Annotated in this window: 17 protein-coding genes; 8 read left to right on the plus strand and 9 right to left on the minus strand. The window is 45.2% G+C overall.

Annotated features, from left to right (window positions below; genetic code table 11):
• Positions 1-17: 17 nt before the first annotated feature.
• The 3 genes from QWZ05_RS06160 to QWZ05_RS06170 all read right to left on the minus strand — a co-directional run bounded on the left by QWZ05_RS06160 (position 18) and on the right by QWZ05_RS06170 (position 3,708).
• A complete protein-coding gene (locus tag QWZ05_RS06160) occupies positions 18-659 on the minus strand; it encodes a murein L,D-transpeptidase catalytic domain family protein (RefSeq protein WP_264876041.1) in 642 nt (213 codons plus the stop codon).
• A gap of 431 nt (positions 660-1,090) precedes the next feature.
• On the minus strand, positions 1,091-1,630 hold the full coding sequence (locus tag QWZ05_RS06165) for a DNA mismatch repair protein (RefSeq protein WP_264876042.1): 540 nt from the start codon (positions 1,628-1,630) through the stop codon (positions 1,091-1,093).
• Positions 1,631-1,758: 128 nt separating this feature from the next.
• Positions 1,759-3,708, minus strand: coding sequence for a DEAD/DEAH box helicase (locus QWZ05_RS06170; RefSeq protein ID WP_264876043.1), 1,950 nt, complete (start codon positions 3,706-3,708; stop codon positions 1,759-1,761).
• Between the two features lie 428 nt (positions 3,709-4,136).
• On the opposite strand from QWZ05_RS06170, the gene rnb reads away from it, so the two are divergent.
• Both rnb and QWZ05_RS06180 read left to right on the plus strand, forming a co-directional pair.
• Positions 4,137-6,128 carry an exoribonuclease II gene (rnb, locus tag QWZ05_RS06175; protein ID WP_290297297.1) on the plus strand — a complete coding sequence of 664 codons (1,992 nt, stop codon included), beginning with the start codon at positions 4,137-4,139 and terminating at the stop codon, positions 6,126-6,128.
• A gap of 190 nt (positions 6,129-6,318) precedes the next feature.
• Positions 6,319-6,978 (plus strand): YitT family protein, encoded by a 660-nt coding sequence (locus QWZ05_RS06180; protein ID WP_264876247.1) that lies wholly within the window; start codon positions 6,319-6,321, stop codon positions 6,976-6,978.
• An 18-nt stretch (positions 6,979-6,996) separates the two neighbouring features.
• On the opposite strand, the gene QWZ05_RS06185 is transcribed toward QWZ05_RS06180, so the two are convergent.
• On the minus strand, positions 6,997-7,353 hold the full coding sequence (locus QWZ05_RS06185; RefSeq protein ID WP_264876045.1) for a DUF3024 domain-containing protein: 357 nt from the start codon (positions 7,351-7,353) through the stop codon (positions 6,997-6,999).
• Positions 7,354-7,621: 268 nt separating this feature from the next.
• Between QWZ05_RS06185 and QWZ05_RS06190 the strand changes: the two genes are divergently transcribed.
• Positions 7,622-8,446: a phosphate ABC transporter substrate-binding protein gene (locus QWZ05_RS06190; protein ID WP_290297300.1), complete on the plus strand. Its 825-nt coding sequence runs from the start codon at positions 7,622-7,624 to the stop codon at positions 8,444-8,446.
• Between the two features lie 104 nt (positions 8,447-8,550).
• On the opposite strand, the gene QWZ05_RS06195 is transcribed toward QWZ05_RS06190, so the two are convergent.
• Positions 8,551-9,285: a MaoC family dehydratase gene (locus QWZ05_RS06195; RefSeq protein ID WP_264876047.1), complete on the minus strand. Its 735-nt coding sequence runs from the start codon at positions 9,283-9,285 to the stop codon at positions 8,551-8,553.
• A gap of 311 nt (positions 9,286-9,596) precedes the next feature.
• On the opposite strand from QWZ05_RS06195, the gene QWZ05_RS06200 reads away from it, so the two are divergent.
• Together QWZ05_RS06200 and QWZ05_RS06205 are read left to right on the plus strand one after the other, a co-directional pair.
• Positions 9,597-10,043 (plus strand): dCMP deaminase family protein, encoded by a 447-nt coding sequence (locus QWZ05_RS06200; protein WP_264876048.1) that lies wholly within the window; start codon positions 9,597-9,599, stop codon positions 10,041-10,043.
• A gap of 199 nt (positions 10,044-10,242) precedes the next feature.
• A complete protein-coding gene (locus QWZ05_RS06205) occupies positions 10,243-10,494 on the plus strand; it encodes a hypothetical protein (protein ID WP_264876049.1) in 252 nt (83 codons plus the stop codon).
• A gap of 358 nt (positions 10,495-10,852) precedes the next feature.
• Here the strand turns inward: QWZ05_RS06205 and malG are convergent, their stop codons facing one another.
• From malG to malE, 3 genes are all read right to left on the minus strand, one after another.
• The gene (gene malG / locus QWZ05_RS06210) at positions 10,853-11,743 is read right to left on the minus strand and encodes a maltose ABC transporter permease MalG (protein ID WP_264876050.1); all 891 of its coding nucleotides are present in this window, start codon (positions 11,741-11,743) and stop codon (positions 10,853-10,855) included.
• An 11-nt stretch (positions 11,744-11,754) separates the two neighbouring features.
• Positions 11,755-13,329, minus strand: a complete 1,575-nt coding sequence (gene malF, locus QWZ05_RS06215) for a maltose ABC transporter permease MalF (protein ID WP_290297306.1) — start codon at positions 13,327-13,329, stop codon at positions 11,755-11,757.
• 78 nt (positions 13,330-13,407) lie between these two features.
• The gene (malE, locus tag QWZ05_RS06220; RefSeq protein ID WP_264876052.1) at positions 13,408-14,589 is read right to left on the minus strand and encodes a maltose/maltodextrin ABC transporter substrate-binding protein MalE; all 1,182 of its coding nucleotides are present in this window, start codon (positions 14,587-14,589) and stop codon (positions 13,408-13,410) included.
• Between the two features lie 764 nt (positions 14,590-15,353).
• On the opposite strand from malE, the gene malK reads away from it, so the two are divergent.
• The gene (malK, locus tag QWZ05_RS06225; protein ID WP_264876053.1) at positions 15,354-16,487 is read left to right on the plus strand and encodes a maltose/maltodextrin ABC transporter ATP-binding protein MalK; all 1,134 of its coding nucleotides are present in this window, start codon (positions 15,354-15,356) and stop codon (positions 16,485-16,487) included.
• Between the two features lie 87 nt (positions 16,488-16,574).
• On the opposite strand, the gene QWZ05_RS06230 is transcribed toward malK, so the two are convergent.
• Complete coding sequence (locus QWZ05_RS06230) at positions 16,575-17,147, minus strand: aldolase/citrate lyase/malate synthase family protein (protein WP_290297310.1); 573 nt, start codon at positions 17,145-17,147, stop codon at positions 16,575-16,577.
• Positions 17,148-17,305: 158 nt separating this feature from the next.
• On the opposite strand from QWZ05_RS06230, the gene QWZ05_RS06235 reads away from it, so the two are divergent.
• A complete protein-coding gene (locus QWZ05_RS06235; RefSeq protein ID WP_290297312.1) occupies positions 17,306-18,841 on the plus strand; it encodes a DUF3612 domain-containing protein in 1,536 nt (511 codons plus the stop codon).
• Positions 18,842-19,345: 504 nt separating this feature from the next.
• Positions 19,346-20,452, plus strand: coding sequence for a DUF3541 domain-containing protein (locus QWZ05_RS06240; RefSeq protein WP_290297314.1), 1,107 nt, complete (start codon positions 19,346-19,348; stop codon positions 20,450-20,452).

Here is a 20,452-nt window from a genome sequence, read left to right on the forward strand (position 1 = left end):
TCTTTAGTATTTTGAATTTAAGCCGTTGCGTAAATGACGCTACCATCTTTAATCAAATCAATAATATCTCTAGCAAGTTCAGGCGGAAGCGCTGGGCATCCCCAACTGCGACCTAAATAGCCATTCTGCTTTATAAATGACTCTGTGGCGTAATCGGCACCATGAACCACAATATAACGCTCACGCGCTCTATCGTTCTTGCCTTTGCTCAAGCCATCCAAACGCAATGAATAGCCGTTGCCACCGTAGTAAGTGTCATCCGTTAAAAAAGTGCCTAAAGAGGTTTTACGAGAGTTTACTACGTTAGAAAATTTCGTTGCTGTTTTACCGCCGCTATTCACACCGTGTGAAACGTAAGTATTATAAACGAGCTTCTGTTTATCTATGTCGATGACAAAGAAACGCTTCTCTGTTGATGGTCGACTATAGTCAATAATTGTTAGCAGTGATTTCTTTCTGTTTGTCGCATTGTCATAAGCAATATAGGCATCACGATAAACATCGAAATCTAATAATCCATTAAGCCCTACCTTGTTGTAAGTATCCTTAATCAAGCTTTCTGATTGAGCTGTTTCCTGTTGCTTGTGAGAACTACTGGCGAACGCCGCCATCGGCAGGGCAAGCATCACCCACACCAAAAAATGTGATATTTTTTTCATTGTCAGTAAAAAGACTTTGGCAATAAAAAGTGAATAAATTTATATATTTAATTAAATATATAATCCCTCAAACTCCCTTTGATGGGCAATATTAATTATCTACACAAATATGAGCTCACCCTCTATTTAATAGAGGTATTTAACTCATAACCACTTCCGTAGGTTAATTAATTGATCGCAATTTGTTACAAGAGCAGATCGGTTTCCTCTGCTGTTTAAGCAGCGAAGAGATAGTATATTATTTGATCTATCAATAAAACTAGAATCTCGTAAATTTACGAGTTACTTACAATGGTAAAGCTAGGTAGAATAAGGCCTAAGTGGCAATTTAACACTAGAATTCATAGACCTACAAAGAAACACCATCGAATAATATTTATTCAAAAAGTGTGACAAAAGTTGTCATTATACAATCAGTTTCAATATGAAAATTAAGGCTTTCTAGCTAGATCTCGCGCAATAATTAGCGCTAAACCAAAAATCTGTAGGAACAAAGCAATATTGCGATAGTGTGCCACTTTATCTTGCAGTGCATCTATTTGCTCTGCTATCTCGAGATTATTTAAGTAGTGAGTATCAATCCGCTCTCGATATCCTTGCTGAGCGTTATCAATGGCCATCATAGCTGAGGATAACATCTGTAATGAAAGCTCATTCTCTTTTAACCCTGTCCATAATTGCAGCTGAGCAATCAAGGCAGCTTGAGTCTGTTGAGGCAATCCTACACTTCGGCTTAGATGTGAATGCAACAAAAGCGCCTCACGCTTGCGCTCGAGCGTTTCAACCCCATTCCAATCCAACTGAATAGCATATTGATTCTGAGCCTCTTGCGCACTCAGAACCCCAATACGCTGGTTATAAGACTCTACCAGCACGCTAGATACCAAAATAGCCAGAATGTTTAATACCAGACCAATGAGAACTAATACCCAAGGAGGCGGGATAAGAGATAAGTGCTTTTGTGGGTTCATAAGTCGACCGAAGCAACTAATACAATACTTACAGTCTAGACGTCACGATTCCCAGATAGCAAAAAGGAGAGCATTCGCTCTCCTTTTTTAGTATTCAACTTGTGTCGAATTCAACTCAGAGTACTCAATTACTCTTGGTTGTCACGGCGACCATGGCCACGCTCGCCACGGTAGTTGCCACGGTTGTCACCGCCACGGTTACGGTCAAAACGACGCTCACCATCACGACGACCACGGTTACCATCGCGACCACCTTCACGGTTGCCATCGCGGTTACCACGGTATCCACCGCGATTACCATCACGACCGCTATCACGACCACCATCACGATTACCGTCGCGGTTTCCACGGTATCCACCACGGTTACCATCACGACCACCATCACGGCGACCACGAGGCTCACGGAAATCGTTGAAATCTACAACAACAGCGCCCGCTTCTTTCTGACGGATGCGCAGCTTGCTTAGCTTGCCTGCTACATCAGAAGGCATCGCTTTAGGAAGCTGTACGTAAGTTTCGCCACGGTCTAGTTTGATAGCACCGATAGAACCTTTTGTTAGGCCAAGTTCGTTTGCTAGAGCGCCAACGATGTCTTTAACCTGAACGCCTTGCTCACGGCCAACTTGTAGCTGGTAAGTATCCCAGTCTTGAGTACTGAAGTCACGACCACCGCGCTCACCACGACCACCGTCACGGCCGCCTTCACGACGATCACGACGACGTTGCTTGTCGCGCTCGATAGCAGAGATCATTGGGTCTTCGCCAACGTAGAATAGAGGACGCTTACCTTGCTGACGTTTCAGAAGAATCGCAGCCAGTGTTGTTGCGTCGATCTCTAGAGACTCTTGCAGTTTCTCAACTAGCTCAGAGAACTTCTCTAGTGATTTGTGTTCTTTTTCAGCTTCTAGCTCAGCACCTAGTTTAACTAGACGTGCTTCTGCTACTTTGTCACGCATTGGAAGTTGGATCTCTTCCATTGATGACTTAGTTACACGCTCGATAGTGCGAAGCATACGCATTTGGTTAGTACGAACTAGAAGGATCGCTTTACCTTTACGTCCAGCACGGCCAGTACGACCGATACGGTGGATGTATGACTCAACATCGAATGGGATGTCGTAGTTAAATACGTGTGTAATACGTGGAACGTCAAGACCACGAGCAACAACGTCAGTTGCTACTAGGATATCGATAACACCTTGTTTGATGTTGTCGACTGTGCGCTCACGTTGAGACTGAGGAATGTCACCGTGAAGTGCTGCTGAACGGAAACCGCGAGCAGTTAGCCAGTCAGATAGACGCTCAGTGTCTTGGCGAGTACGTACGAATACAATAGATGCGTCAGTCTCTTCAGTTTCAAGAAGACGAGACATTGCTTCGTCTTTCTCTACGCCTTTCACAACCCAGAATTGCTGCTCTACTTTATCAACTGTGTGGTTTTTACCAGCAACGTCAACCGTTTCTGGATTACGCAGGAAGCGCTCAACAATGTTTTTCAGCATTGGAGGCATAGTTGCAGAGAACAGTACGCGCTGTGCAGACTCAGGAGCGTGCTCCATGATTGCAGTTACGTCGTCAACAAAACCCATGTTCAACATTTCGTCAGCTTCATCAAGAACGAACGTTGTTACTTCGTCTAGGTGTAGACGGTCGCGGTTGATAAGGTCTTGAACACGACCTGGAGTACCTACAACGATGTGTGCACCGTTTTTAAGCGCACGCATTTGGTCAACGATAGAAGTACCACCGTAGATCTCTAGCACTTTAAGACCAGAAATATTGCGGCCTAGGTTTTTCACTTCAGCGGCTACTTGGATAGCAAGTTCACGCGTTGGTGCAAGAACGATAGCTTGAGGTTTACGTTGTGCAAGGTCTAGCTTGTTTAGAAGCGGAAGAGAGAATGCTGCTGTTTTACCTGTACCTGTTTGAGCTTTACCTAGCGCGTCAGCACCTTTCATTAGGTGTGGAATGGCTGCAGCCTGAATAGGAGTTGGAGAAACAAAGCCCATTTCGTTAAGAGCAGAAAGGATAGAATCATTAAGCGACAGGTCGCTAAATTTGATTTCAGAATCTTGCATTGGGGATCCCATAAATTAATAAAACAAAAGGTCCCACGAGCTCTACCAAATCCAATACCAATCCAAATAAAGAGCTGATTCCGTTCAGATGCGGACAAGTTTTAAATCGCATCAAGCACTAGGGACGTCATCAAGGGGCGGGATTATTCCCTAAAAGCACAAAAAAAGCCAGAAAAAATTGAGTTATGTCACATATTTTCTTTACATTTCTATGAATTGTGACGCTAATTCACCAGATCCATACCTTGATCACACCCACTTTCCAGTCATTTAGGCGATCTTCGCGACAGACTTTGTAAATCAATAGCTTTTGTCGCTAATCACACAGCCTGACGAGATTCACCCTCATATTGGGGTGTTTAGTATAGATATTGTCACGTTCAATCATTATAGTGTGCCGAGATTTCGCAATTTATTGTAAAGAGACCATGTTCCAAGACAATCCACTACTGGCACAGCTTAAACAGCAAATTCAAGAAACCCTTCCAAAAAAGGAAGGGACAATTAAAGCAACCGATCGCGGCTTCGGATTTTTAGAAGTCGATAACAAGACCAGTTTCTTTATCCCACCTCCGTACATGAAAAAGTGCATGCATGGCGACAGAGTCAGCGCCATTATCCGCACTGAAAAAGAGAAAGAGGTGGCAGAGCCACAGGAACTACTTGAACAAGGTATCACGCGTTTCATTGGTCGCGTGAAACTCTTTAAAGGCAAACTTAATGTGGTGCCTGACCATCCACAGCTGAAGAAACTATCCCTTAAAGCCAAAACAAAGAAAGGCCTTAAGCAAGATGAGTTTGCCGAAGGCGACTGGGTCGTTGCTCACCTGATCCGTCACCCTCTGAAAGGCGACAACGACTTCTTCGTTGAAATCTCAGAAAAGATTACTGACGCTAACGACAAAATTGCTCCTTGGTGGGTGACGCTGGCACAAAACGATCTACCTAATACCGAGCCTGCTGGTATCGAACATTGGGAAATCAAAGACGATGCGGATCTTGAGCGTATCGATATGACAGCAATGCCATTTGTCACTATCGATGGTGAATCAACCAAAGATATGGATGACGCACTATACGCCAAGAAAAATGACAATGGCGACTTCGAGCTGACTATCGCGATTGCTGACCCAACGGCTTACATCACACCTGAAGATGATATGGATAAAGTCGCGCGTGAACGTGGCTACACTATCTACTTGCCGGGCCGCAATATTCCAATGCTGCCGCGTGATCTTGCCGATGAACTGTGTTCACTGATTGAAGGTGAAGAGCGCCCGACACTGTGCTGCCAAGTGACTGTCTCTAAAGATGGTGTGATTGGCGATGATATCCAATTCTTTGCCGCTAATATCAAATCGCACGCGCGTCTTGCTTATAACCCTGTGTCAGATTGGCTAGAAAACGGTGAATCTGCAGACTGGGCGCCTAATGAAACCATCGCTCAAGTGGTTCGCGACCTGTACGACTTCTCTCTTGCTCGCGCAAATTGGCGCGAAAAGAATGCGGTTGTCTTCCCAGACCGCCCAGACTACCGTTTTGAGCTAAGCGAAGATAACGATGTAGTTGCGATTCATGCCGACATGCGTCGCAGTGCAAACCGTCTGGTTGAAGAGGCGATGATCACGGCAAATATCTGTGCAGGTAAGACATTGCAGAACCACTTCAATGCTGGTGTATTTAACACTCATGCTGGTATCAAAGCCGAAAAGCTTGAGGATGTGATTAGGCTTGTTAACCCAGACCAAACCCTGCCATTTACCACTGAGTCTATTGCGACACTACAAGGTTTTGCAGAGCTTCGCCGTTGGTTAGCGGGACAAGAGACCTCATACCTAGACAACCGCATTCGCAAGATGCAAGCCTACAGTGAAGTGAGTAACGAACCACTTCCTCATTACGCAATGGGTCTTGATGTCTATGCGACGTGGACCTCGCCAATTCGTAAATATGGTGACATGATTAACCATCGTATGCTGAAAGCGCATATTCTAAACAAAGAGCCTGTACAGCGCCCTGACGAAACCGTCGGTGAAGAGCTGGCACTGCACCGTAAACACCACAATATTGCCGAGCGCACGGTGGGTGATTGGTTGTACGCACGTACATTGGCAGATGAGCCAACGAAGCAAACGGTATTCAACGCTGAGATCTTCGATATCAACCGTGCTGGTATGCGTGTTCGCCTACTAGAGAATGGCGCAAGTGCCTTCATTCCAGGCTCTGTAGTGATGGACAACAAAGAGCGTCTTGCTTGTGATAGCGAGCAAGGCCTGTTGTCTATCGACAAAGAGGTGGTTTACCGCTTAGGTGACGCGCTAGAGGTGACTCTGATTGAAGTCAATCAAGAGAACCGCAGCTTAGTTGCGAAACCAGTAGAAGTGTTTGCTGATAAGCCAGCCCCACAAGCGGCTGAATAAGCATTTATTGTTAACTTCTATTTAAGATAAGCCAGACTTCGGTCTGGCTTTTTCATATCTGCCACTACCCTATTATTCGAGCGATGCAAACAATCCTTTACACCTATCAGCAATGTCAATATAACCGAATCGATAGACAACGTGCTCGCGATCACTATTCTGATGGCAAACGGATATGGAAAGACTGCGTATGGATAACGAACACTCTCTCACCGAAAACTTGCTCGCGCTGATATTGGGCTGTGCACTGGTTTCCCTTGGAGTACACTTTTTTAATCAAATTGGCCTACTGACTGGCGGCACTGCCGGCCTAGCGCTATTTGTAACCAAAATCTCTGACTTCTCCTTTGGCCAAGTCTTCTTTGCCATTAATCTGCCTTTCTACTGGCTCTCTATCACCCGCATGGGCTGGCGATTTACCCTCAACACCTTTATTGCCGTCACCTTAGTCTCTTTCATGGTGGACAACCTGCATCATGTCCTTGATTTCGCAGTGGTGAACTCACTCTATGGTGCTGCAATTGGCGGGAGTTTGATTGGGGTCGGTATGCTGGTGATATTCCGCCATAAAATGAGCTTGGGCGGTTTTAATATCTTGGCGCTCTTTCTGCAAGAACGTTTCAATATTCGTGCAGGAAAAGTACAGATGGGGCTGGATTGCACCATCGTTGCGATGTCGTTCTTAATCATGAATGTCTGGGTGATTGCGTTATCTATTGGCGCGGCAATCATTACCAACTTAATCATTGCCATGAACCACAAGCCTGGGCGATACCAACCACACGGCATACCGGTAGCAACGACATCAAGCACTAGTAGCGCTTCAAAAGCAGACGAACAGGGATGCTAACGACCAGAAATTGTCTTTTTACCAGAAATAGTCTTTAGGGTCTTTTTCCACCTCACGGATCAATGCCGTGAGGTCACTGCTACAAGAAAGGTAAGGGTAGAGAATCCAGTTTAGGATGTCATTAGAAGGCTGCTCATTGGGAACGTGGAGCTCCCACAGGCTGGTATCATGATTCCAGATAATTCTTGCGACACCAATCGCGTAGTCACTGTATTTGGAGTCCAGCAAATAGTGTCTTTTGATAAATTCGACTCCGTTGGGAATCGCCTCGAAGCAAGAAACACCAAGATCGACAGGTAAATTACGGTTGCGGTTATGACATACCGTACTTGCTCGTGTCTCTACTTGCCTCTGTAACAAGTTCACCAAACTCATATCGACTCCCTGTGGCATTTTCATTCACTCATTGGCGACCAAGTTTAGCGAATGAACCTCTCTCCAATTTTAGACTACCCACACCCTTTGAGGTAACTTTCACTCAAAGGTTCTCTATAGAGTGCCACGAGTTTAACTCTCCGATAAAGAACTAGGTCAATAAATCAACCGATTTCAACTTCATGCATTGCTTGATTCACAAAAATGTCATGAGATAGAAATATAGTATCCAACGATTCTCAATTATGGATTAACAACGGAGTTTATTATGTTTCGAGTCTTGATGACTTTGATCTTATCAACAGGCCTACTAAGTCATAGCGCTATCGCTAAAGAGGTCAATGTTTCTGGCTCAACCTCAGTCTCCCGTATCATGGACATACTGGCTGAAGATTATAACCAAGCTAACCCTGATTCATTTATCGCCGTACAAGGCATCGGCTCGACTGCAGGATTAACGCTCGTGCATAAGGACGTGATTGATATCGCTATGACATCACGCTACCTGACGGAAGAAGAGCAAAATCAAGCCTATAGTGTCTCTCAACTTGCTTTCGATGGCCTTACTATGGTGGTAAACCCAGCGAACCCGGTCAGCGATCTAACCCGAGAGCAACTCTACAAAATCTATAAAGGCCAGATTACTAACTGGAAAGAGTTAGGGGGCCATGACCAACGTATCGCTGTAGTAACGCGAGAAGCCTCCTCAGGCACACGTTATAGCTTTGAGACCCAGGTTGGCCTGACGAAAGTGATCAACGACCGCTCGGTGTCTGACATTAGCCCAAACAATCTCGTAGTGAACAGCAATAGCATGGTGAAAACTCTGGTAAACCATAACAAACAAGCTATCGGCTTTATCTCTACAGGCTCGGTTGACCGCTCAGTAAAAGCGCTGACGTTTGAGGGTGTTGAAGGTGAAAACGACGCTATTGCACAAGGGAAATACGCCTTATACCGCCCGTTCTTACTGGTTTATAATCAGGAAAAACTGTCTGACGATGCAAAAGCCTTCTTGAGCTACCTAAAAACAGACCGTGCTCAAACTCTGATTGATGAGTACGGTTACACGCCGCTTGCGAAAGAAAAATAAAGCTGTGGTAGCGGTATCTCGAGACCGTTACATATCAGAAAGCAAAACGCCGAGCAAATGCTCGGCGTTTCTGTATTCTGTAACTGCTTAAAATGCAGTCAGGCCTAGAAATGCAACTGAATAACCGAAGTCACCACAGCGCCAGGACGACGTACTCCCTCAATCTGAACCTTGATTTCACGTTCGATTTCCAAGCCTTTTTTAATCGGCGTCACTTTGGTGAGTGTGCTCACTGCGCGGACTTGATTACCTGACTTAACTGGGTATGGGAATCGCACTGAGTTTAAACCAATATTCACGACCATTTTCGCAGTTGGGAAAAGGTTGTTGTCTGGATCCACCGAATCAGTCAATCGTGGCAACAGTGCTAGCGTCAAGAAGCCATGCGCGATCGTTGTCTTGAATGGCGATTCTTGTTCCGCACGCTCAGGGTCGGTATGGATCCACTGCTCATCTTCGGTTACTGCACCAAACTGATTGATACGGTCTTGGTCAACCATAATCCAATCACCCTTATGCATCACTTCGCCGATTTGAGCCTGCAGTTCGTTATACAGTGTCTCTGCTTCTGGCTTCATCTCAATCGCAGGGGCTGATGGCTTTGCTTGCACTGGGGCAAGGTCGACCTTTTCAACCACTTTTGCTACTGGCTCTATTGAAGGCTCATTAACTGCTTGGTCATTCACCTCATTAAGCCACGCAAAGAACGCGCGATTGTTCGCTTTGTGACGGATCCCTTCCCAATATTCACGAACGCTAGGAGAAACCTTTTGCATCAGCTCCTCTTGGTATTTAGAGACCGCTTCACTGCGATGTTTAAAGATATCCACAACTTTCATAAAAACCTCGAAAAAATCCATGCCAGAAAACTGGACAGACCACAATTTTACCGACTTCACACCAAGGTGCAAAAGGTTTATTGCGAACACGTGTAAACCGAACGCATGATTATCATTACAAATCATAAACTTAGCAATAAAACACTATTTTATTGATATACGCCCAACACGGCCACTCCTAAGTATAGTGGCTTTAAGCGCACTCTGTATTTGTCGCTGAATGGTTTCAAAATATGAAAAGCCTTGAATTTACACACTATTACCGCTATTAAAGACCCATATTCCAAGTAAAAACAGCACGAAGGCACACGATGATAACGAAATGGGCACAACGCTTTTATCAAATGGCACAACTGGTGGGCTCTTGGAGCAAAGACCCTTCAACGCAAGTGGGTGCCGTGATCACCAAGAGCAATCGAATTGTCTCTGTCGGCTTTAATGGCTACCCGCACGGTATTTCAGACAGTGCAGATACTGATGATCGCGACATGAAATATCTAAAAACGCTGCATGCAGAAGAGAATGCCATTCTATTTGCTAAGCGTGACCTGAATGATTGTGAGATTTGGGTGACACACTTTCCTTGCCCAAATTGTGCAGCAAAAATCATTCAAACCGGTATTTCTGCGGTTCATTGCCCAGAGCAATCTGAAGACTTCCTGTCCCGCTGGGGAGATAAGATCAAAGTGAGCCAAGATATGTTCTTGCAAGCGGGCGTTAAAGTAAATTGGCTACCACTCGATCAGCTGCCAGATTAAACTCATCTTTCATGTAGAATCTATACTTGTAAGCCTGAGCCATGTGTGTGCTCGGGCTTTATTTTGCCTTTTTGTCAGCTAAACGCTCAATAATTCGCCTTTCGCTCGCTGAATTCATCACTGTCATTTTTTATTCATCTAACTCTGATTAAATCATCAGGATATTAGGATAAGTCCGTCAAACGGATAATTGATGTAAATGGAGTCACCGTTGGCTAACACAACCCTTAGTGAACAAACGCTAAGCAACCTTCAATCTGTCGAGTATCAATGGGTACGCACGATGTATGTGGAAGGGTATAACGAGAGTGAAATTAATCACTACATCCAAACTTGCTTTGGAGGGGACGACCTTTTTGCTGACCTATTTCGACGGGTGGCACTCAATCAAGAGAGTCTCTACATATTGTTGCAACACCTTGGTTGCGCACCGTCCAATAAGGAGATGTAAATCTCCTTATTTTGTATGCGCCTATTGTATTGCATAACAAACCTCATCATCACTCGCAGCAATTGCTCAGTCTACTTTCTAAGTAAAATCATTCATTTAGTATCAATCCCACAGTATTTACCCTGCTTTTCTGGCACAAAAAAGCCCGAATGTTCATCGGGCTTTCGTTACAAATTTACTGTCTTAGCACGCATTAAGTAAGGAATACTTCGACAGCCAGCTATGCGTAACACCAATAAGATGTGTTTGATTAACATGTCGGCGGCCAAACCAAAGTTTCTTCCCATCCCTATTCCACATAAGCTGAGAAGAGTTAATCAAAAACAACTGGGCGACCTTGCGGTCGCCCTTATCGTTATTATCCTTTAACACCGCCAGCGGTTAGACCACCAACCAGCCAACGCTGTGCAAGTAAGAATACGATAGTAATCGGGAATGCTGACAGTACTGCTGCCGCCGCAAAATCACCCCATAGGTAGTTTTGTGGGTGCAAGTATTGCTGCATACCAACTGCTAGTGTGTACGAGTTTACATCAGAAAGTAGTAGTGACGCTACAGGTACTTCACCAACAACCATGATGAACGACAGAATAAATACAACCGCTAGAATTGGCACTGAAAGTGGCAGTAGAACCAGGCGGAATGCTTGCCATGGTGTCGCGCCGTCAAGTGCAGCAGCTTCTTCTAATGAACCATCGATCGTTTCGAAGTAACCCTTGATTGTCCAAACGTGCAGTGCGATACCACCCAAGTAAGCAAAGATAAGACCACCGTGGGTGTTCAAACCTAGGAATGGGATGTATTGACCTAGCTTGTCAAACAGTGCGTAAAGAGCAACCAGAGCCAATACTGCTGGGAACATCTGGAAGATCATCATCGCTTTTAGGATCGTGTTCTTACCTTTGAACTTCATACGAGCAAAAGCGTAAGCCGAAGTGGTAGATAGACACACAATCAAGATTGATGAAATACCTGCAACTTTAATCGAGTTCCACAACCAAGTAAGAACAGGAAACGGCGGTGGCACGATAGTACCGTCAGCTTTTTCAACTGAGAAGCCAAGAGCCAGTTTCCAGTGCTCCAGAGATGGATTCTCTGGGATTAGGCTACCGGTTGCGAAGTTACCTTCACGGAACGAGATAGCGATAATCATCAGTAGTGGGAAGATGATCAGCGATAGGAATGCCCACATTGCGATGTGAGTAGCCCAAACGCGGTATTTAAGTGATTTACCTTGAACCATTGCCATTTTGAGCCTCCTTAGTCCTGAGCTACTTTAGTTACGCGTAGGTTAAGCAACGCTAGAGCACCTACGAGTAGGAAGATAAGCGTAGCGATTGCACTTGCTAGACCGAAGTCTTGACCACCAGAACCCTCAAACGCGATACGGTAGGTGTAGTTAACAAGTAGGTCAGTGTAGCCCGCAGGTTCAGAGGTACCAATCATGTTTGGACCACCGTTTGTCAGGAGCTGAATCAATACGAAGTTATTGAAGTTAAACGCGAAACTCGCAATCAATAGCGGCGTTAGCGGTTTAATCATCAGTGGCAACGTAATGGTTGTAAAGTTCGAGATGAAGTTTGAGCCATCGATAGCCGATGCTTCATAGAGATCATCAGGAATCGCTTTGAGTAGACCCATACATAGAATCATCATGTAAGGGAAGCCTAGCCAAGTGTTCACGATGATAATCATCAATTTCGCGAGGAACGGGTCTGAGAACCAAGATGGGCTAATGCCGAATAGATTCTCTAGCACCATGTTCACTTCACCAAAGCTCTGGTTGAAGAGACCTTTAAAGATAAGAATCGAGATGAAGGCTGGCACTGCGTATGGAAGAATCAGAAGTACGCGGTAAATGGCGCGGCCTTTCAACGCTTCCCACTGAACCACACTGGCAAGTACAAGACCAATCATCATGGTTAAAGCAACGCTGGCCGCTGAGAACACCATTGTCCAAATAAAGATGCTAATGAATGGCTGCTTGATGCCATCGTCTTTCCATACACGCTCGAAGTTGTGCGTACCTATACCAACGATGTAGCCTGGTGCAACTGTATTGCCAACAAACTCGCCATTTTCGTCAACAGGCTGGTAGAAACCCACCGCAGCGTTTGGACGAAGCAAATCACCAGAACGATTATCTTGTAAGCTCTCACCATCTTCTTGAAGGGTGTAAAGCGGCTCTACAGCAGCGAACTTACGTAGGCCACTCATGCGCACTGCATCACCCGATGGGAAAATTAGGTCAATGCCTGAAAGCTTAGAACGCAGGGCAATGATATCTTTAATCGCCGCTTTTTCCCCTTGCTCTGCCGAAACAGGTGTCAGGTCAAAATCTTGGTCAGCCAGTTCAGATTCTTGGAATACCGGTGAAGCAAGGAGTTCACCGTCTTTGTTGATAACAATCTGATGGCCATTGTCTACGTGGTAAAGGTTAAATGAATAACTGTCACCACTTTGGAATGTTCTGTCGAGAAGTACGCTTTGCGCACGTTCAAAAGAGAGTTGGTTCTTAGCACTATAGTTAGTGAAAGCGAGTCCGACTGTGTAGGCAAGAGGGAATAGGATGAAAAGAATCATCCCCGCGATACCTGGATAAATATAACGGTGTGCGTAAGTCTTCTTGCTACCGAAAACGTAAAGGGCAAGCGCCGTTAAGATAACGGTCAAAAGTGCAAAAGCCAACTCACCACGCGAGTACATTAGAATCGTCGCGTAACCATTAACCAGACCAACGGAACCAAGAAGAGCCCATTTAATAAAGACACTCTTGCTTGACGGCATGCTCGTTGCTGGAGATGTCATTGCATCTGTACTTTGAACTGACTGCATAGAGAAACCTGCTAGCGAAATAAAATAAAAAAATGAAGAAATGAAGGAGGGGTTACCCCCTCCTTAAAAAGTTAACTATTACTTAGTCATTTGTGATTCTGCATCTGCAAGCGCTGCATCTACAGTTTGACGGCCATCAACAACGTTGATGATTGCGCTCTTAGCGCTGCCCCAGAATGCGTTCATCTGAGGAATATTTGGCATGATTTCGCCGTTCATCGCGTTGTCCATTGTCGCAGCGATACGTGCGTCAGCATCAAGCTCACGTTGGAAAGAGTTAAGAGCAACCGCACCTAGTGGCTTGTCGTCGTTAACCATACGTAGACCATCGTTAGTCAGTAGGTAGTTCTCGATGAACTCAACCGCTAGATCTTTATTAGGAGACGCTGTGCTGATACCCGCAGTTAGAACACCAACGAATGGTTTAGAAGCTTGACCTTGGAACTTAGGTAGAGTCGTTACGCCGTAGTTTACGCCAGCTGTTTCGATGTTACCCCAAGCCCATGGGCCGTTGATTGTCATCGCTACGTTACCTTGGCTGAACTCAGCTTCAGATACTGAGTAATCCATATCTGGAGAGATAACGCCTTTGTCTACAAGACCTTTAACAAAGTTCATAGAGTCTTTAACGCCTTGGTTTGCGATACCTGCATCTTTAACATCGTAGCCAGCTGATGTGTATTTGAATGCGTAACCGCCGTCAGCTGCCATTAGAGGCCATGTGAAGTACGGTTCTTTTAGGTTCCACATGATCGCTTTCTTGCCATCTTTTTGAAGTTCTTTGTCTAGAGCTTCAACTTCTTCCCAGTTCTTAGGTGGGTTTGGCACTAGGTCTTTGTTGTAGATTAGAGATAGAGACTCTACTGCTACTGGGTAGCCGATGTACTTACCATCGTAAGTTACTGCGTCCCATGCGAAATCAACAACGCCTTCTTTGATCTCTTTAGAAGGTTTAATTTCTGCTAGAAGACCTGCTTCTGCGTAACCACCGAAACGGTCGTGAGCCCAGAACACGATATCAGGACCATCACCTGTCGCTGCAACTTGTGGGAAACGGTTTTCTAGGCCGTCTGGGTGAGCAACAGATACTTTAATACCTGTCTCTTCTTCAAACTTCTTACCAACTTCCGCTAGACCGTTGTAACCTTTGTCACCGTTGATCCAGATAGTCAATTGTCCTTCTTCGATAGCAGCGTTTGCGCCAAACGAGCCAAGAGCAACTAGAGTACTAAGTGCTACAGTGCTTAGGGCATTTTTCATGTTCATATCCTTTTTATACTTGTGTTGTAGGGCTCGACCACAGAGAGGTTTCGCCTAATCCTCTGCTATAATCTGGCAAAAGAGCAAGAAGCTCATCATCCTATTTTCTACGCCCTCTGTAGTATGGAGTAAATCCGTGATCCACATCCTTAGATGTTGGAGACGGCGATCACAAAACCAGAAGCAAGTGTGATCAGATTCACCTGATTGGCGATGATTTTTTTGAAGTCGGTCTCTCTACGCCAGCTCATCCCCCTCCTTGCTCCTCCCCTCCTACTCCCCCTACAAAAAGTTTACTTGGGAGGATGTGACAGTTGACGGAAATCAGGAAACTACAGCTATCCAAGAGTGGATGGTAAGAACCCTTTCCAGTTGCTTGTAACTGGTTTGCATTGCCGAGTTAGTTTGCTGTTATAGCAAAGATGTTCGTGGTAATAGTTGTTACTTACGGGGGAGACGTCTTCGCTATACGGGGGAGGTAAACTAACCCTTTGGCATTGACGGGTGATGTGGACACGACTTCCCATTTTGTGTCCCTCACCCTTTTTTCTTTATGTTCTTACACAATTTATACTCAAGTGACTTCATAAATTCGGTTATCTTTGTACAATCGAACTTAATGACTCTGAAAGATCGTTCTTTCCCAGAACTGTAGAGGTTACTTTGGTATAACACCTTACTATAAATTCCTACTTTTACTGCCCAGTTGCTAGGACAGCTCAAGCAGTAACTATGATAAAAATATTGATCGAGGACGAGCTAAGATGGCGAGTGTCACATTAAAAAACGTATGTAAAGCATACGGCGATGTATTGATTTCTAAGAATGTTGACTTAGACATTAAAGAAGGCGAGTTTGTTGTCTTCGTTGGCCCATCAGGTTGTGGTAAATCAACGCTACTGCGTTGTATTGCAGGTCTGGAAGATATTACTTCTGGTGATCTATACATCGGCGAACAGCGCATGAACGATGTTGAACCATCAAAGCGTGGTGTTGGCATGGTATTCCAATCTTACGCTCTATACCCTCACTTGAACCTATACGACAACATGTCTTTTGGTCTTAAACTAGCTAAAGCAGACAAAGCAGAAATCGACAAACGTGTTGAACACGCAGCAGAAATCCTGCAGCTAAGCCACTTACTTGAGCGTCAACCTAAAGCGCTATCAGGTGGTCAACGTCAGCGTGTAGCTATCGGTCGTACACTGGTATCTCAGCCAAACTTATTCCTATTGGATGAGCCATTATCAAACCTTGATGCGGCTCTGCGTGTACAGATGCGCTCTGAAATCACTAAGCTACAACGCAAACTGGGTTGTACAATGATTTACGTAACGCACGACCAAGTAGAAGCAATGACAATGGCAGACAAAATCGTCGTTCTTGATGGCGGTTATGTTTCTCAAGTTGGTCGTCCACTAGAGCTATACCACTACCCACAAAACCGCTTCGTTGCTGGCTTTATTGGCTCGCCAAAGATGAACTTCATGAGCGTTTTCATTGAAGAAGCAGAAAAAGAGCGCGTAAAAGTACAGCTTTCTAACGGTACCTCTTTCTGGATCCCTGTTGATGGTACAACTGTGACTCGCGGTGAGCGCATGTCTATGGGTGTTCGCCCTGAGCACTTACTAAAATCAGGTGAAGGCGATGCAACTATCGACGGCACAGTGATGATAGTAGAGAAGCTGGGTAACGAAACTCAAGCTTATCTAAACCTAAAAGGCTCTGATTCAGATGTTATCTTCCGCCAACCAGATACGCTAGAAGTTGAAGTGGGCGATTCATTGAGCATCGGTATTCCTGCACATCGTTGTCACCTATTCCACAGCGATGGTCGCGCATGCCGCCGCCTATTCAAAGAACGTGGTGTGGACTTCGAAGAGCTTGAAGTTGCCTAACTGACACTCTTTCGCTTACAGATGTAAAAAAACCAGCTTCGGCTGGTTTTTTTACATCTGTAGAAGACAGGCAATATCAACGCATTCTCAAAGCTGATAAGAAGTGTCTAGGTTGTAGTCGTTGCCATCTTTGGCTGTAAACTCTTTATCCTCGCTACGTGCCGCTGGCTTTCCTTTACGATCGCTCTTGATAAGGCTAATCCAATGACGCATCGCCACTTCACAAGGTTGATTCTGTTGAGCAAGCGTTGAACAGCACTCAATTTGAATATCATCAATACGTGTTAGCTCGACACACCCAGTGCCTTTATTACAGCCGATCATCACTTCTACGTGGCTGCCCTCTCCGTCTCGCATTAAGATTGAACACGGCGACTCTTTCTCCCCGTTATAAGCCACAAAGTGCTTAGGATGACGCAGGCCTGTGTGGCTGCCATCTTTGAAATACGCCACCAAGTGACGATAGTCAATCATGTAAGCTGATACCTCTTGGTGAGAACCGGTTTCTAATGGAAACAGCTCATCTAAGATCTGTTTGCCTTGGCAAGATTTCTGGTCAGTGGCTTCGGCTGCAAGTGTTTCGACCGCAACGACAGCTTCAGCGATAAATGGTTTCTTCTTATTTTGGTATGACGTGGTATTCATCGTTAGCATATTCATGGTCTTTCCCTCACACAGCACTCGTAATTATTGGTAGAGCAACAATTCCAAACAAGCGTTTAAACTTTGCTTAAATTTGTGATGTCGCTTACTTGGTAGACTAGCGTAATTTTGACTACAATTTCACAACAGAAATTTTACAATGTGAATTTTACAAAATGAGCCTGTCAAAAAGCCTAGTCCGCCAATCCCATTTTCTTGGCACCAAGATACGTAATCTACGTAAGCGTAACCATTTAACCATGGAAGACCTCTCTGCGCGCTGCATTCGCATCGACCCAGATTACGCCCCTTCGGTGTCTTATCTCTCCATGATAGAGCGCGGCAAGCGTGTCCCGAGTGTGGACATGCTGTCGGTGATCGCTCAAGTGTTCCAAAAAGACCCTGCTTGGTTCCTCGATGATGAGCCAGAGCAAGAAGCCATTACCCCTGATAAAGGGCGTAGAGGGGGGATTAGCGGGATGGCATTGGAGCCTAGTTTTCTGTTTTCTAATGATATTTTGCAAATTGCCATCCCAGAAATGCTTTCTCAGGCCGGTATCACCGGGCGACAGTTTGCTCATTTACTCATTCGAGCCCACCAAGAGAGCAATCAAAACCATTTTCCAGACTTAGAACGGGCGGCTGAAGAGGTCGGGCTCAAGCGACTGAACCTCAGCGTTGAAGATTTAATCGATATCGCCCAATCTCTAGGCGTAAACATTCGCTGGATACAGCGTACGCCGCAAGACGTGGTTGATGAGTTAGGGGTGAGCAGTAAGCAAGTCATCAGCTCTTTCTTTGAGCCCCCCAGTACCATTTATCTTAATGAGGTACTGAAAGACTACCCGACTCGGTTGAAATACGACTTAGGGGTGTATATCGGCCACTGCGTTCTGCACAACCGTGAGAGCCTTAAAAATGTGTTGTTGGTGGGCAGTGCTAACACCTGGGAAGACAACATTCACCAGAGCTCTCAGGTAGAACTCAACTCACAAGATATTCTGCAAGCGTGGCGTGACTTCGAGTCGAGTTTCTTTGCAGGCGCCCTGCTCTGCCCTAAAGTCCCCTTTAGGCAACTTCTCGACCGTAATGGTTACGAAATAAGTGTGCATCAGAAAGCAGGCGTCTCTCCTTCTGTCGCTATGCGTAGGATGACCGTTGTCTCTCCTTATCCACACTGGCACTACTTTGATGCTTATGGCCAAAATAAACTGAAAGCGGTTTATCGCGGAAATGGTATTCCGCTTCCGTGGGGAAATATGCGTCAGGTTAACGACCCATGTCAGCACTGGGCGGTATTCCGTCGTTTATCAGAACCGCAATCTGGCAGTTCGGCGCAAATCTCAATTTTGCATGTGGGGGATGAGCCAAGGATCTACTGCTGTGAGTCTGCAAACATGATGGACTTAGCGGGTAACAACCGTGTCTTGTGCGCAGGTATCGATCTTAACCCCGCCATTGAGGCACAAGGCGGTGATGCGGTCAGTATGGCCGAACAGCTTAAAAAGGTGTGTGTCCAGTCTGGCGGTAGCGCGCAAATTCCGCTTTCGATTCGCAAAGATCTCACCACAATCGCCAAAATTCTCAATATCAATTGGATTGAAAGAGGCGTTAACGGCCCAGCGAGAGTGATTTGTGCGCGTGGAGCGGCGTGTCCAAGAGAGCCGAGTTGCTATGGCGACCCAATATCTGTGGTGGAGAAAACGTTTTAACGAACGTATTAACGTATGTTTTAACGGATGTTTTGACAGATTTCAGGCAAAAAAAAGCCAATCACAAATTGGGTGTGATTGGCGCTATATTTTTTGTGAACAATAAAGGTTCACTAACAACGTCAGTTGGCTAGGTGACCCTCGGCTTAATAAGGGTCGATTTAACTAATGCAGATGCTGTGCCAACTTTTAAACCTACCAAGAAAAACAGCACTTCAGTGATAATGTGCTCGATATTCCATCAATTTTAGCCCAACACTGTGCATAGCGAGAATGCACGATGGCTTAACATTATAATTTTGCAACGATAATTCTTTGCAATTTGCAATAAAATCCACATTTGCAATCCATTAAATGCAACTCATAACCTAAAGCACATAGGTTTCGACAATCTACTTACAAGCCATTTTAGGTGAGTGCTATATTTGAAGGACAAAAGGAATGTCTTAAGTACTTAGCAAACTTATTGCTTGTGGTCACTGAGGCTAATCAAAGGAAGGTGCAATGTCGCAATCACTGACATTCATACGCAATACATTTTCAACTTCGTGGTGGATTTCATTTACGCTTGCATCCGCTCTGCTGTCCCCCCTATCATGGTCCAGCAACCCGCTAAACGAATCGGATACTGCCGAGTTGATCAAGCTCACCTACGAAACCAAACTCGATACTCTACCTCTATTTAAACAAGGGCATTATGGTCTGCGCTTATATCGCCAGACACACAACCCCAAGTACATTCCTGCTATTGAGAGTGACTTAACCCGGATCGCTGACCGCCTCAACCTCTTCGCTCAAACGGTAGACAGCGATGAAGAGATTGCCGCTTATTCTCTTAAGCGCTTGCTAGGGTATCTCGATGATTATGATGAAAGAAGTCGCCGCCGTTACCATGCGACACAGTGGAACCCTGAATATCTCTATCTCGGTGTTGACTTGCTAGGCTCAATGGCACGAGCTAATGAGTATGGCCTCAAGCATCAACAAGATGAAAAGCTAAGAAGCATCCTAAAACGCTATGACTTCACTTTTTTTGTTACAGACCGAGATATGATTCAAGCGTGGGCAGCCCAACTCGCCAACCAGGTCTATTGGCTCAAGCAACTAGGTGAAGATGATTACACCGAACTCTTCATTAAGCGCTTTAAAGAGGTCTATCCTGACCACAAAGACAGTGAGCTGACCAAGCAGCAATACATGAATAAACTGTATGGGATGACACACATCATCTTAGCTGATTCTGAGTACTATCAAACAACAGTTACCGAATCTGACCATCAATGGATCTACAACTACTTTAGAGAGAATATCGAACATATTTTGGCGGTAACTAAAGAGGACGTCATTGCTGAAGTGGGGATCTGTTTTCTACTTGCGGGGCTAGACGATGATCCTGTGGTCACAAAATCGAAAGAAGTGATTAAACAGTCGGTGGACCTACAACAAGGTATGGTGCCCTCCGTCACTGGTAGCTTTGATTTTGCCTATGGCGAACATCGTAACGTGCTTGCTATTATGTTGTTAGATTGGCAAACACCTAAGCTAGGCCCAACAATTCAGCACAATCCGCAAGTATTCATTAACCTACCTCAAGGGTTAATTCCCAAGTAA

This window comes from Vibrio agarivorans (assembly GCF_030409635.1).
GTDB classification, from domain to species: Bacteria; Pseudomonadota; Gammaproteobacteria; order Enterobacterales; family Vibrionaceae; genus Vibrio; species Vibrio agarivorans.

Excerpts from the sequence above, each read along its gene's own strand:
- QWZ05_RS06160 (WP_264876041.1), bottom strand. The coding sequence starts at position 659 with ATGAAAAAAATATCACATTTTTTGGTGTGGGTGATGCTTGCCCTGCCG.
- QWZ05_RS06165 (WP_264876042.1), bottom strand. The coding sequence starts at position 1,630 with ATGAACCCACAAAAGCACTTATCTCTTATCCCGCCTCCTTGGGTATTA.
- QWZ05_RS06170 (WP_264876043.1), bottom strand. The coding sequence starts at position 3,708 with ATGCAAGATTCTGAAATCAAATTTAGCGACCTGTCGCTTAATGATTCT.
- rnb (WP_290297297.1), top strand. The coding sequence starts at position 4,137 with ATGTTCCAAGACAATCCACTACTGGCACAGCTTAAACAGCAAATTCAA.
- QWZ05_RS06180 (WP_264876247.1), top strand. The coding sequence starts at position 6,319 with ATGGATAACGAACACTCTCTCACCGAAAACTTGCTCGCGCTGATATTG.
- QWZ05_RS06185 (WP_264876045.1), bottom strand. The coding sequence starts at position 7,353 with ATGAGTTTGGTGAACTTGTTACAGAGGCAAGTAGAGACACGAGCAAGT.
- QWZ05_RS06190 (WP_290297300.1), top strand. The coding sequence starts at position 7,622 with ATGTTTCGAGTCTTGATGACTTTGATCTTATCAACAGGCCTACTAAGT.
- QWZ05_RS06195 (WP_264876047.1), bottom strand. The coding sequence starts at position 9,285 with ATGAAAGTTGTGGATATCTTTAAACATCGCAGTGAAGCGGTCTCTAAA.
- QWZ05_RS06200 (WP_264876048.1), top strand. The coding sequence starts at position 9,597 with ATGATAACGAAATGGGCACAACGCTTTTATCAAATGGCACAACTGGTG.
- QWZ05_RS06205 (WP_264876049.1), top strand. The coding sequence starts at position 10,243 with ATGGAGTCACCGTTGGCTAACACAACCCTTAGTGAACAAACGCTAAGC.
- malG (WP_264876050.1), bottom strand. The coding sequence starts at position 11,743 with ATGGCAATGGTTCAAGGTAAATCACTTAAATACCGCGTTTGGGCTACT.
- malF (WP_290297306.1), bottom strand. The coding sequence starts at position 13,329 with ATGCAGTCAGTTCAAAGTACAGATGCAATGACATCTCCAGCAACGAGC.
- malE (WP_264876052.1), bottom strand. The coding sequence starts at position 14,589 with ATGAAAAATGCCCTAAGCACTGTAGCACTTAGTACTCTAGTTGCTCTT.
- malK (WP_264876053.1), top strand. The coding sequence starts at position 15,354 with ATGGCGAGTGTCACATTAAAAAACGTATGTAAAGCATACGGCGATGTA.
- QWZ05_RS06230 (WP_290297310.1), bottom strand. The coding sequence starts at position 17,147 with ATGAATATGCTAACGATGAATACCACGTCATACCAAAATAAGAAGAAA.
- QWZ05_RS06235 (WP_290297312.1), top strand. The coding sequence starts at position 17,306 with ATGAGCCTGTCAAAAAGCCTAGTCCGCCAATCCCATTTTCTTGGCACC.
- QWZ05_RS06240 (WP_290297314.1), top strand. The coding sequence starts at position 19,346 with ATGTCGCAATCACTGACATTCATACGCAATACATTTTCAACTTCGTGG.